Here is a 13,151-nt window from a genome sequence, read left to right as displayed (position 1 = left end):
AAAACACTGAAACGTATTTAAGGTTTCAGTGTTTTTGATTAGTTATTTTTTAGTAGATGACTACTGGCTCATATGTGCTGAGATTATCATATACTGTTTTCATTATATTTGGTGGAGTATTAACGCAGCCACCTGATCCGGCATTTAGATAGGCATTGTTTGACCAGTTGCTTCGCCAGCTAGCATCGTGGAAACCTTGCCCGCTGTTGGTGAATGGTGCCCAATAATTGACCTTAACTTCATAAGAACCAAGTCCTACATGGGATCCTCTTAAGGTTGATGGTGTCCGTTTATAAAGGATATACCACACTCCTTTTGAAGTATCTTCACCAGTGACGTGTTTACCAGTAACGACATTTGTTGTAATAACTAATTTGCCATTTTTATAAAGCCAAATACGCTGTTCTGCAATCGACACTTCAGCATATGTATCGCCAATCCCATTGTTTGTGGTTGTATTATATCCATAACCTTCATTATTCCAGCCATGTCCGATAATATTCGTTGCAGAAATCGATTTTTCGCCTGTTTCAAAAGCCTTTTGAACTAATGATAATTCTTTATCAACATCTAATGCCCAGCCATAGCCTTCTCCTTTAACGGAGATGACTGATCCTGAATGTGTTTTAAATGTAAAATTTTTATTTAATGTAGACTGAGAATTATTTACTTCAGCAATCTTGTTTTTAAGATTGCTAGAGTCTATCGTAACTTTTTGATCTTTTGACACCGAAGCATTTTGAATGTATTCACTCGCTTTTAAAGAATAAACTTTATCCTGAACTTTATACTGAACTGTTCGTCCTAGTAGTTCTTGAAGTTTTTTCTGTTCATTTTTGACAATTTTACTGTCCTCTTTGATTGGTTGTATGTATACAGGATTTAGACGAATTATACTTGAATATCCTTGTCCCATATAGTCTTTTAATAGACGATCGACATCATACTGCTCACCGCTGATACTTTTAGTGACAATCATTTTACCTTGTTTCAATTGAACAGTTGCATCTTTTGGAGCTTTTAGGCTCTTATTAAGCGTGAGAAGATTATCTTCAATCTGTTTTTTCATTGTTTGAATTTGAGATTCATCTCGATTACTCGGAACTAAAGTATAATTTCTTTCTTTTGAAGAAGGAAAAAACGTACGCTGGTTTTTTAGTATTTTTTTTATAGCTGGTAGATCGTTATCTGTAAAGCTCATCTTTGTATCTTTTCCATCGAAAATTTTCTGATCCCCTACATAAACAATGTTTTTAAGTTCGCTTGTTTGTAGTTTTTTTAGTGCTTCATCAGCATTTAGTCCACCTAAATTTATGCCGTTTATCTTGATTTGAGCATTAAAATGGTTCGCCTGATAGCCAAATGCCACAATTAAGAGTGTCGTAATAATAATAATGCCAATCGTAATGACACGCCAAGGTAGAGACCGTTTAAACGATCTTCCTCGTTTAATATTATTTCCTTTCACATTTAAGGTACTTTCCAAAACAATTCCTCCCATAACCAAGTTGTCCATCTATCAATGTTTACTGAAATACAGATTAGAATATTACAATTATATTACATTATTTAATTATATGTGACTATTCTACAATTTTCTACGGTCGAACACTGTCACAATTTGTTTGGATATAGAAATTTTTTCCTTATTTAGGCGGATTGGAAGTATAGGACTAGAAAGTGTAAATTTATTATATAATGATTCACGGTCGTTCTAATAATAATTTTCTATCTACTATTGAAGTAGTAGGATATGAAAATGCCGAATCTTACAGTGTATTGAGAGGATAAGATTCTTTATTTATTATTCATTAAATTATATTTGTATATCAAGTTTAGTAGCCTGGCTATGACATATAGCACCAAGTAAAGCAATTTTGAAAGAGACAGTGTTGAAAATAATAGTTTACTAATGTATCATTATTAATAATCAGAATATTCCGTTAAGAAAAGAGGGAAAATAGTAATGAGTAAACAAATTCCTGAAAAATGGTGGAGTCAATTAAAGTTGCCAGCGATTTCTGCTCCTATGTTTTTAGTTTCTGGTCCTGAGCTAGTAGAGGCTGCATGTTTAAATGGTGTAATTGGGTCATTTCCAGCACCGAATGCTCGCCCAATTGAAGTACTTGATCAATGGATGGGGCAATTAAATGATCATCTTGCTTTGGCACGCAAAAAGGAGCCGGAACGTAAGATTGCACCATGGGCGATGAATATGGTCGTTCATAGTTCTTATAGTAGATTACAAGAAGAACTTGAGCTGTTGAAAAAACATAAGCCTGAGCTTGTCATTACTTCATTAGGTTCTCCAAAAGTAGTGGTTGATCTTGTACATAGTTATGGCGGACTAGTATTCTCGGATGTTAGTGATATGAAGTTTGCTAAAAAAGCAGCTGAGGCTGGTGTTGATGGATTAATTTTAGTTGCATCAGGTGCTGGTGGACATGCTGGAAATTTAAATGGATTTGCTTTTGTTGATAGTGTTCGTACGTTCTGGGATGGCATTATTGTGTTAGCAGGTGGGATTTCAACTGGTAAAAGTATATTGGCTGCACAAGCTGCAGGCGCTGATTTAGCTTATATGGGAACACGCTTCATTGTTGCCAAGGAAAGCTTAGCAAATGATGAATACCGTCAAATGTTAGTTGATGCAACGCAAGAAGATATCGTTTTGACTGATGCATTCTCTGGAGTGAAGGCGAATATGTTAATCCCAAGCATAGTGAAGGCTGGTCTTGATCCTGAAACATTGAAAAAGAAGGAAAAAGTCGATTTCGATGGAATGAAAAATGAATCGAATGCAAAGGCTTGGAAAGAAATATGGTCTGCTGGTCATGGTGTTGGGGCAATTACAAAAATCAGTCCCATTGCCGACATTATAGATGAGCTTGAAAAAGAGTATAGTGAGGCAGTTAGTAAGCTAAATAAAAATGCTGAGAAATTAAAAACAAAAGTAAGTAAATAATTGTAAGCGTTTTACTTTCATGCCGTTAATCTATTGTTTAATGACCATTTAAAGCTTATAATAAATTTAATGAGATGGAATCATAGTATGGGAATGTTATGACTCTATCATTTTAGTAAATAAAAAATGGATTGGTATGTTAGTATGATTTGCTAATAAACTATTCCACCATGATGACATTAAACCTATTTATCGGGTATGTGTATTCATGGTGGATTTTTTTTGTGATTAAAGGATAAGTTGGCCGCGTGAAGGGAGTATTTGGGGAGTTTTCTTTATGTGAAAGAAGGGGAGGAAGACCGTGAAAAATAACATCGTTACAATCACGATTGACGGGAAAGAAGTAAACGCAAAGCAAGGTTCTACAATCTTACAAATCATCAATCAAAATGAAATTAGTCACCCACAAATTTGTTATGTTCCTGAAGTTGATCCAATTCAAACTTGTGATACTTGTATTGTAGAAATTAATGGAGAGCTAAAGCGCTCTTGTTCAACTGTAGCAATGAATGGAATGAATATTCAATTGACTTCACCTAAAGCGAAGGAAGCCAGGACTGAAGCGATGGATCGTTTATTAGAAAATCATTTATTATATTGCACAGTTTGTGATAATAACAATGGAAATTGTAAGCTACATAATACGGTTGAAGAAATGGGCATTGAACACCAAAAGTATCCTTATCAGCCAAAGGTAGCTTCTTGTGAAGTAGATTTGACACATCCATTTTATCGATATGACCCAAATCAATGTATTGCATGTGGACAGTGTGTGGAAGTATGTCAGAATCTTCAAGTAAATGAGACTTTATCAATTGATTGGGAAGCTGAACGTCCACGTGTTATTTGGGACAAGGGAGTTTCGATTAATGATTCTTCATGTGTTAGTTGTGGACAATGTGTAACAATTTGTCCTTGTAATGCATTGATGGAAAAATCAATGCTTGGTGAAGCTGGTTTTATGACTAGTTTAAATGACGAGTTACTTGATCCGATGATCGATCTAGTAAAAAAAGTAGAGCCTGGATATAGTGGTGTTTTTGCCGTTTCAGAGGTTGAAGCAGCAATGCGAGAAACACGTACGAAAAAGACAAAAACTGTTTGTACTTTCTGTGGTGTTGGTTGTACATTCGAGGTTTGGACGAAGGATCGAAAAATCTTAAAAGTTCAACCTAGCTCGGATGCACCAGTAAATGCCATTTCGACTTGTGTAAAAGGTAAATTTGGTTGGGATTTTGTCAATTCTAACGAACGAATTACAAAGCCATTAATTCGAAAAAATGGCGTATTTGTTGAAGCGAGCTGGAATGAAGCGCTTGACTTAGTTGCAAGTAAACTTGGTTCCATTAAACAAGAATATGGCAGGGGCTCTGTAGGATTTATTTCATCTTCGAAAATTACGAATGAAGAAAACTATTTAATACAAAAGTTGGCTCGACAAGTATTTGAAACAAATAATGTTGATAATTGCTCACGTTACTGTCAATCACCAGCAACAGATGGATTATTCCGTACGGTAGGTATGGGTGGAGATGCAGGAACGATAAAAGATATCGCAAAAGCTGGACTAGTTATAATCGTTGGTGCCAACCCGGCAGAATGTCATCCTGTACTTGCGACACGAGTGAAGCGAGCACATAAACTACATGGTCAAAAACTGATTGTTGCCGATCTTCGTAAAAATGAAATGGCTGAACGCTCTGACATTTTTATTAGACCAAAGCAAGGTACGGACCAAGTATGGTTGATGGCTGTAACTAAATATATCATTGACCAAGGCTGGCATGACTTAGAATTCATCAATGAGAATGTTCATTTCTTTGAAGATTTTAAAGATGTTCTTGAGAAATATACGCTTGAATATGCCGAAAGTGTAACTGGAATTTCAAAGGAAACGTTAATTCAAATTGCCAAAATGATTCATGAAGCTGATGGAACTTGTATTTTATGGGGCATGGGCGTAACACAAAACACTGGTGGCTCTGATACATCGGCTGCGATTTCCAACTTATTGCTTGCAACAGGAAACTATAGACGCAAAGGTGCAGGCGCTTATCCTCTTCGTGGTCACAATAATGTACAAGGTGCATGTGATATGGGTACTCTTCCTGGATGGCTGCCTGGTTACCAGCATGTAACAGATGATGCGGCCCGAATGAAGTTTGAAAAAGCGTGGGGGGTTGAGATCGGAGCAAAACCTGGTTTAGATAATATCCAAATGCTTCAATCAATCGAAAAGGGCGAGATGAAAGCTATGTACTTAGTTGGTGAAGATATGGCGCTTGTCGATTGTAATGCAAACCATGTAGATGAAGTTTTATCAGATTTGGACTTCTTTGTTGTACAAGATCTTTTCTTCTCAAAAACAGCGCAATATGCCGATGTTATTTTACCTGCTGCACCATCACTTGAAAAAGAAGGAACATTTACAAATACTGAGCGTCGAGTACAAAGATTATATCAAGCATTACCGACTCTTGGTGAATCGAAGGCTGACTGGTGGATTATCCAAGAAATTGCCAACCGATTAGGTGCAAACTGGAACTATCAACATCCAAGTGAAATATTTGCTGAAATGGCCAGCTTAGCACCACTATTCTCACAAGCTAGCTATGAGGTGATGGAAGGTTGGGATAGTTTCCTTTGGGGAAGCTTAGATGGAGCAAGTACGCCACTGCTTTATGAGGATGGTTTTAATTTCCCAGATAAAAAAGCAAGATTTGTTTTAGCTGATTGGATGGAACCTGTTGAGTTTGCTGATGAGTATGATCTATTAATTAATAATGGTCGTATGCTTGAGCATTTCCATGAAGGGAATATGACGAATAAATCATACGGTATTCAATTAAAAGTGCCCGAGATTTTTGTAGAGGTCTCACCAGAACTTGCGTATGAACGAGGTATTAAAGATGGTTCACTTGTTCGATTAGTTTCACCGTATGGAGCGCTGAAATTACCTGCATTAGTAACGGATCGAGTACAAAAAAATGAATTGTTTTTACCAATGAATTCAACAAGTAATGAATCTGCAATCAATTTCTTAACAGGTCCAGCTAAAGATCACCGTACAAATACACCAGCTTATAAACAAACGAAAGTAAGAATGGAAGTATTACGTGTAGAAGGTGAAAGTCCGTTGCCAAAATCAAACCCACGTAATAAAAAGCGAAACCCTCAAAATGGAGTTGAGGTACAGCGAAAATGGGAACGAAAAGGATACGTCCACTTAACGACAAAATAAAGGGGAATGAAGATGGCACAACCAATCACGACGATTAAAAAATATATACCAACTAAAGAAGAGCAAAACCAGCAGAAACTAGAAGATTTGAAGCTATTATTAGCAGAAAATGAAGATTCGTTAAATAAAATTTTAAACATCGTTTCTGAATTAAATGAAGCAGGTATCCTTGAAGCTACAAATGCAATGTTACAATCGAAAGAAAAAATTACAAAAATTGCTTTAGGACAAATAAACCGCGAACCAGTCACGAATGTCATCAATCATATGATGGGAGCTGTTGGTGCACTTTCAAGTGTCGACCCAGAGTTAACAACAAAGTTCATCAATTCAGTAACAAAAGGAATCGATGAAGGAAATAAACATCTCGAAAAGGATGATAAAATAGGAATACTTGATTTAGTAAAAGTATTAAAAGACCCTGATGTAAACCGTGCGGTAGGTTTTGGGATCAATTTTCTAAAAGGTATGGGAAAAGGTCTAAAAGAATAATAGAAAAACAATTTGAATTTAATAGAAAAGAGTTTAATAATAAGAGATGAACCATTTAATTAAAAAACTAATTAAAAGGTTCATCTCTTAATGAATATTTCTTAAAAAAACATGATATACATTAAAAATATTTCAAAAAGAGGGGAATCTAAACAATGTTACCAACTGAAGTGAGAAGAGGGATTCTCCGCTTTGAAAATGGTGAAACAAACTATATAGTAGACAGCATTGTCACAGAATATCCCGTCACAGTAAAAATCAATGGACAGGAATTTGTTACGATGGTCAGTACCCCAGAATATATTGAGGATCTGGTTGTAGGATTTCTAGCATCTGAAGGGGTCATTCGAAACTATGAAGATATTGAAAACATATGGTTCCAAGAAAAAGAAGGCTTTGTCCATGTGAAAACAAAGAAAATGAATCCATATTATAAAGAGATTCAAAATAAAAGATATATTACATCTTGCTGTGGAATGAGTAGACAAGGGTTTGTTTTTGTAAATGATGCATTAACAGCTAAAAAAATGAAAGAAGTGAATATTCGACTATCATTTCAAGATTGTTTTCGATTAATGGAGAAGATGCAACAATCTGCTTTTTTGTTTCACGGTACAGGTGGGGTTCATAATGCAGCTTTATGTGATTTAAATGGGATTCTCTTGAATAGAATGGATATTGGGAGACATAATGCATTAGATAAAATCTACGGTTATTGTCTAAAAAATAATATTTCTATTTCAAATAAAATAATCGTATTCAGTGGCCGTTTATCTTCTGAAATTTTACTAAAAGTAGCTAAAATTGGTTGTGAGGTTATATTGACTAAATCGGCTCCAACAGAATTAGCTCTTCAATTGGCAGAAGAATTAGGCATTACTACAGTTGGTTTTATTCGAAATCAATCGTTGAATGTATATACTCATTCAAATCGAATTTTAAATGATTCGATTAATTTTGAAATGATGAACAATCCTTTATGAAATATAAAAGATAAGTGAGGCAATCGTTATGAAAAATGTTGCATTGGATAAACATCATCGACCTTTACAGGATTTACGTATATCTGTTACCGATCGCTGCAATTTTCGTTGCCGTTATTGTATGCCAGAAGAAATCTTTGGTCCGGACTATTCTTTTTTATCACAGGATAAAATACTTTCTTTTGATGAAATAGAAAGATTAACGCGTATTTTTGTCTCTTTAGGGGTAAGAAAAATTAGAATTACTGGTGGGGAACCTTTATTACGTAAAAATTTACCTAAATTGATTGAACGTATAATTAAAATAGATGGTGTGGAAGATATCGCTTTAACGACAAACGGTACTTTACTTAAAAAGTTTGCAAAAGATTTATATGAAGCTGGTTTACGAAGAGTAACGGTAAGCATAGATTCCTTAGATGAAGAACGCTTTTCATATATGAGTGGTAATCGAGGAAATGTAAAGTCTGTGCTAGAAGGAATCCAAGCTGCTTCTGACATCGGAATGAAGGTTAAAATCAATATGGTTGTTCAAAAAGGCAAAAATGAACAAGATATTATCCCGATGGCACAATATTTTAAAGAGAAAAAACATATTCTTCGTTTTATTGAGTATATGGATGTTGGTAATTATAACGGTTGGAAGCTTGATGAAGTAGTAGGAAAACAAGCTATCATCGATCTAATCAATGAAGTCATGCCTTTAGAATTTACAGAAGCTAATTATGTCGGAGAAGTTGCTAATCGATATCGTTACAAGGATAGTGATGATGAAATCGGAATTATTTCATCAGTGACCGATTCATTTTGTTCAACTTGCACTAGAGCACGTATATCTGCAGAAGGAAAATTATATACTTGTTTATTTGCAACGAAAGGTTATGATTTAAAGGAATTGCTAGGCTCTAGCCAAGATGATGAACAAATAAAGGAAACGATTTTTTCGATATGGAGCAATCGAACTGACCGTTATTCAGATGAACGATTAAGTAATACAAAAAAAATGAATGATCAGTCATCACATAAAATTGAAATGTCACATATAGGTGGTTAATCATTACCAATAATAGAAGGTTTGGATTAAAGGCAATTTCAAGCCGAAAATTAGAAAGTGATGATTTTGAACTCTGTTCGTTTAGCAGGGAATTTAAGCAGCATTCAGAACTCCTTATATGATGAGGATTTCTTAATGCTGCTTTATTTAATAGAAGGAAAACAAGAAAAGCAGAAAAATTGGTGAGGATAACCGGAGAAAACTTATACTCTCTTTCGCTAAGTCCTGCTTTAATGGAGGATATCTTATGTCAGAACGCTATTCACGTCAGCAGCTTTTTACTCCGATTGGTGAAAAAGGACAAGAGTTAATTAGAAAAAAACATGTATTAATTGTTGGGGCAGGAGCGTTAGGAAGTGCTAGCGCAGAGGCACTTGTTAGAGCTGGAATTGGAAAGTTAACTTTAATCGATCGAGATTATGTTGAAATGAGTAACTTGCAAAGACAGCAACTTTATACCGAAGAAGATGCAATTGAGAAATTGCCGAAAGTAATCGCCGCAAAAGGGCGTCTTCAAAAAATAAATTCAGATGTGAGCATTAATGCGCTCGTAATGGATGCAAGTGCAGATAATATGGAAGTCCATTTAAAGGACACTGATGTTATGATTGATGCAACAGATAATTTTGATATTCGTTTTATCATAAATGATTTATCGCAGAAATATGAAATTCCGTGGGTATATGGCTCTTGTGTTGGGAGCTTTGGTATGTGTTGTACGATTCTACCAAGTAAAACGCCATGTTTAAATTGTATCTTAAAAAGTTTACCAGTACCCGGTGTGACATGTGACACAGCCGGAGTCATTAGTCCTGCGGTACAATTAGTTGCGGCATACCAGGTTGCTGAAGTATTAAAACTATTAGTTGAGGATTACTCAGCTATTAATTCAAAATTCCTTACATTTGATTTATGGAATAATGAACATTTTTCATTTAAATTAACGAAACTCAAATCAGATGATTGTCCTTCATGTGGAACAAATAGGACATATCCTTATTTAGCCTTTGAAAATCAAACGAAAACAAGTACCCTTTGTGGGCGAAACACGGTTCAAATTAGACCTTCAGTAACTAAAAATTACGACTTTAATGAACTAGAAAATCTACTAAAACAACAAGGAACAGTTCAACGAAATCCTTATTTGATTTCTTGTCAGATCGAAGACTACCGATTTGTTGTATTTTTGGATGGTAGGGTTTTTGTACATGGCACAAATGATATACAAGAAGCTAAAAAACTATATTATCGTTTATTAGGTTAATAGAGAGAGGATGAATAGAATGCTTGAAAAACGAGTACCAATTCCAGTCGAAGAAGCGGTTCGTAAAGTGATGTATTTTGCCAAATGTGGATCGCAAGAAATGGTATCAATCGATTTAGCGTATGAGAGAGTATTAGCTGATGATCTAAGAGCTGATCAAGATATTCCTGCTTTTGACCGTTCTCCGTACGATGGTTTTGCGATACGAGCTGAAGATACTATTCTTACAAGCAATGAAAATCCTACAGTTTTTGAAGTAGTTGGAGAAATTGGAGCTGGTTTTGTTTTTCCAAATGAAGTAGCTCCATTACAGGCTGTTCGTATTATGACAGGAGCTCAAATCCCTCAAGGTTGTTCAGCAGTTGTCATGCTTGAATTAGCGAAAGAGATTAAAGCTGACGGTAAAACGTTTATTGAAATTAAACGCTCTTATCAAAAAGGCGATAATATCTCATTCCAAGGGGAAGAAACGCATAAAGGTGATATTCTAGTTAAAAAGGGAACTAAAATTAACCCAGGAGTGATGGCTTTACTTGCTACATTTGGCTATCGTCAAGTTCCTGTAGCGAAAAAGCCAGTCATTGGAGTCATTGCTACAGGAAGTGAGCTTCTAGATGTCGACGAACCACTCGAACCAGGTAAAATTCGCAATAGTAATTCTTATATGGTTCTAGCTCAAATTCAAAAAGCAGGTGCAATCCCTAAATATTTAGGAAAGTTTAGCGATGATTTCGATACTTGTTTTGCAGAAGTTCAAAAGGCTTTAGAACAAGTGGATATTCTAATTACGACCGGTGGTGTGTCTGTCGGTGATTATGACTATTTGCCAGATATTTACGCTAGATTAGGCGCTACAGTTTTATTTAATAAAATTGCCATGCGTCCTGGCAGTGTAACAACAGTAGCGCATTTTGAAAATAAATTATTATTCGGTTTATCAGGAAATCCATCTGCTTGTTTTGTGGGATTTGAATTATTTGTTAGACCGATTATCCAATCTTATTTGTTTAACGAAACACCACATTTAAAAAGAGTAAGTGCCATTTTAGGCGAAAACTTTCCAAAGGCAAATCCTTTTACAAGATTTGTAAGAGGTAAAATTGTTTATGATGAAGGTCAATTGACAGCCATTCCAGCAGGTTTTGATAAGTCTAGTGCTGTTTCTTCATTAGCATATACGGATGCCTTTATTGTTTTACCTGGTGGAACTAGAAAATATGAAAAAGGTATGTCGGTTGACTTATTAATACTAGAAGACCATGAGGGAAGTAAATGGCCTTGGTATGATTTCCTACCTGCATATAAGTAAATAATTAAAGAAAAGTGAAGTGATTTACTTGGAACAAACATTATTTAATATTGTCGATACACCGATTGTTGTTGAGGAAGTTTCCGATAAAGTAAAAAGTAGAAATGCCGGAGCCATTACTGTTTTTATAGGTACCGTTAGAGAGTTAACAAAAGGGAAAAAGACTTTGTCGCTAGAGTATCAAGCATATGAATCAATGGCCGTAAAAAAACTTGCTCAAATTGGTGATGAAATTAAGCAAAAATGGCCAGAAGCAATTGCGGCGATTACACATAGAGTTGGAAGATTAGAGATTAGTGATATTGCCGTTGTTATTGCAGTTTCCTCTCCGCATCGTAAAGTGGCTTACGAAGCTAATGAATACGCAATTGAACGAATTAAACAGATCGTTCCAATTTGGAAAAAAGAGTTTTGGGAAGATGGTACGATGTGGATTGGTGACCAATTGGAAAATACACCATACGAAGAAGGAAAACCAAGTGTGGAGGAATCGAAATGATTAAAGTTTTATTATTTGCTCATTTACGTGAGAAAGTCGGGACTGATGAATTGACAGTGACCGATCAAAATGGCATAAACGTAAAAGCGTTAAAAGACTATCTTATGACTAACTATGATTTACCACAACTGAATCAGATTATGACTGCTGTAAATGAAGAGTTTGTAACGGATGAAGAAATTGTAAATGATGGAGATACAGTCGCATTTATTCCACCAGTTAGTGGGGGATGATGGTTTTCATAAAGCTTGAAAGTAGGTTGAATGATGCATAAACATAATGAAAAAGCGGTTGTTAACGTCGCAGTTTTAACAGTTAGTGATACTAGAACTGTTGAAAATGACGAGAGCGGTAAACGAATTAAAGCTTTAGTAGATGAGCAAAAACATATCGTCTGTGATTATCAAATCATTAAAGATGAAATCCCATTGATCGAATCGATTGTAAGATCATGGAGCGAAGATGAAACGATTCAAGTGATAATCATAACAGGTGGTACTGGTTTTACGAGAAGAGATGTTACATATGAAGCAATTTCAAACATGCTGGATAAAGAAATGCAAGGGTTTGGCGAACTATTTCGTTCATTAAGTTATTCAGAAATCGGTCCAAAGGCTATGTTTAGTAGAGCAATTGCAGGTAGTTTTCACGATAAAGCGATCTACGTCATTCCAGGTTCAAAAAACGCAGTAAATCTAGCAATGACAAAACTAATTTTACCGACATGCCAACATTTTGTTGAAGAATTAAACAGACAATGAATATAGCTGGCGTCGTTTTAGCAGGTGGAAAATCATCCCGTTACGGTAAACCAAAAATGTTTGAAACGTATAAAGACAAATTATTGTATGAATATAGTGTGGAAGCCTTACAGGAAAATTTGATTTCACCGATCATCATTTCAACGAACGAAAAACTAGTTCCGTATTTTAGTAAAAATGATCTAGATTTTATCATTGAAGGTGAAGGCACAGAATACCAAGGACCTCTGTATGCCATGTACAATGCATTTTCTAACTTACCAAACAAAGACTGGTATTTTGTCCTAGCCTGCGACACACCATTTATTACAGCTGATTTTGTAAAAAATATGATTGAAAAGGTACAAAATACGAATGTTGATGCAATCGTTCCAATCCAGTCCGATAAACTGCAACCACTATTTGCGCTCTATCATCGAAATTGCATCGAAAAAATGAAAGAGATGTTAGATAAAAAAAATCGAAAAGTCCAGTTATTATTCAATGAAGTAAATGTAATGACTGTTCCATTTTCAAATGACGATATCATCTTTAAGAATATAAATAGTCCAAATGACTGGATTTAATTGATCAAATTTAAGCA

12 protein-coding genes are annotated in these 13,151 nt (G+C 35.3%); 11 read left to right on the top strand and 1 reads right to left on the bottom strand.

Going from position 1 to position 13,151, the window contains the following annotated elements; genetic code table 11:
- Positions 1 to 49: 49 nt before the first annotated feature.
- Positions 50 to 1,501 carry a L,D-transpeptidase family protein gene (locus CN925_RS04230; RefSeq protein WP_142339184.1) on the bottom strand — a complete coding sequence of 484 codons (1,452 nt, stop codon included), beginning with the start codon at positions 1,499 to 1,501 and terminating at the stop codon, positions 50 to 52.
- A gap of 465 nt (positions 1,502 to 1,966) precedes the next feature.
- Here CN925_RS04230 and CN925_RS04225 point away from each other — a divergent pair, with 465 nt between their 5' ends.
- From CN925_RS04225 to CN925_RS04175, 11 genes are all read left to right on the top strand, one after another.
- Complete coding sequence (locus tag CN925_RS04225) at positions 1,967 to 2,965, top strand: NAD(P)H-dependent flavin oxidoreductase (protein ID WP_098845013.1); 999 nt, start codon at positions 1,967 to 1,969, stop codon at positions 2,963 to 2,965.
- Positions 2,966 to 3,266: 301 nt separating this feature from the next.
- Positions 3,267 to 6,206, top strand: a complete 2,940-nt coding sequence (gene fdhF / locus CN925_RS04220; RefSeq protein WP_098845012.1) for a formate dehydrogenase subunit alpha — start codon at positions 3,267 to 3,269, stop codon at positions 6,204 to 6,206.
- A gap of 12 nt (positions 6,207 to 6,218) precedes the next feature.
- Entirely contained in the window at positions 6,219 to 6,698 is a 480-nt protein-coding gene (locus tag CN925_RS04215; RefSeq protein ID WP_098845011.1) for a helical membrane plugin domain-containing protein, read from the top strand.
- A 155-nt stretch (positions 6,699 to 6,853) separates the two neighbouring features.
- Positions 6,854 to 7,681, top strand: a complete 828-nt coding sequence (gene fdhD / locus CN925_RS04210; protein ID WP_098845010.1) for a formate dehydrogenase accessory sulfurtransferase FdhD — start codon at positions 6,854 to 6,856, stop codon at positions 7,679 to 7,681.
- Positions 7,682 to 7,709: 28 nt separating this feature from the next.
- Positions 7,710 to 8,735: a GTP 3',8-cyclase MoaA gene (gene moaA / locus CN925_RS04205; protein ID WP_098845009.1), complete on the top strand. Its 1,026-nt coding sequence runs from the start codon at positions 7,710 to 7,712 to the stop codon at positions 8,733 to 8,735.
- Between the two features lie 247 nt (positions 8,736 to 8,982).
- Positions 8,983 to 9,999, top strand: a complete 1,017-nt coding sequence (locus CN925_RS04200; protein ID WP_098845008.1) for a molybdopterin-synthase adenylyltransferase MoeB — start codon at positions 8,983 to 8,985, stop codon at positions 9,997 to 9,999.
- Positions 10,000 to 10,018: 19 nt separating this feature from the next.
- Positions 10,019 to 11,308 carry a molybdopterin molybdotransferase MoeA gene (locus CN925_RS04195; RefSeq protein WP_098845007.1) on the top strand — a complete coding sequence of 430 codons (1,290 nt, stop codon included), beginning with the start codon at positions 10,019 to 10,021 and terminating at the stop codon, positions 11,306 to 11,308.
- Between the two features lie 28 nt (positions 11,309 to 11,336).
- A complete protein-coding gene (locus CN925_RS04190; protein ID WP_098845006.1) occupies positions 11,337 to 11,807 on the top strand; it encodes a molybdenum cofactor biosynthesis protein MoaE in 471 nt (156 codons plus the stop codon).
- Positions 11,804 to 12,040, top strand: coding sequence for a molybdopterin converting factor subunit 1 (moaD, locus tag CN925_RS04185; RefSeq protein ID WP_098845005.1), 237 nt, complete (start codon positions 11,804 to 11,806; stop codon positions 12,038 to 12,040). Before CN925_RS04190 ends, moaD begins: the two co-directional genes overlap by 4 nt.
- Before the next feature lie 33 nt (positions 12,041 to 12,073).
- Positions 12,074 to 12,568, top strand: coding sequence for a MogA/MoaB family molybdenum cofactor biosynthesis protein (locus CN925_RS04180; protein ID WP_098845004.1), 495 nt, complete (start codon positions 12,074 to 12,076; stop codon positions 12,566 to 12,568).
- Positions 12,565 to 13,134: a molybdenum cofactor guanylyltransferase gene (locus CN925_RS04175; protein WP_098845003.1), complete on the top strand. Its 570-nt coding sequence runs from the start codon at positions 12,565 to 12,567 to the stop codon at positions 13,132 to 13,134. The genes CN925_RS04180 and CN925_RS04175 overlap by 4 nt, the downstream gene beginning before the upstream one ends.
- Positions 13,135 to 13,151 lie beyond the last annotated feature (17 nt).

This window comes from Bacillus sp. AFS055030, assembly GCF_002574545.1.
Classification (GTDB): Bacteria; Bacillota; Bacilli; order Bacillales; family Bacillaceae_G; genus Gottfriedia.
This window is presented reverse-complemented; position numbering and strand designations above follow the sequence as displayed.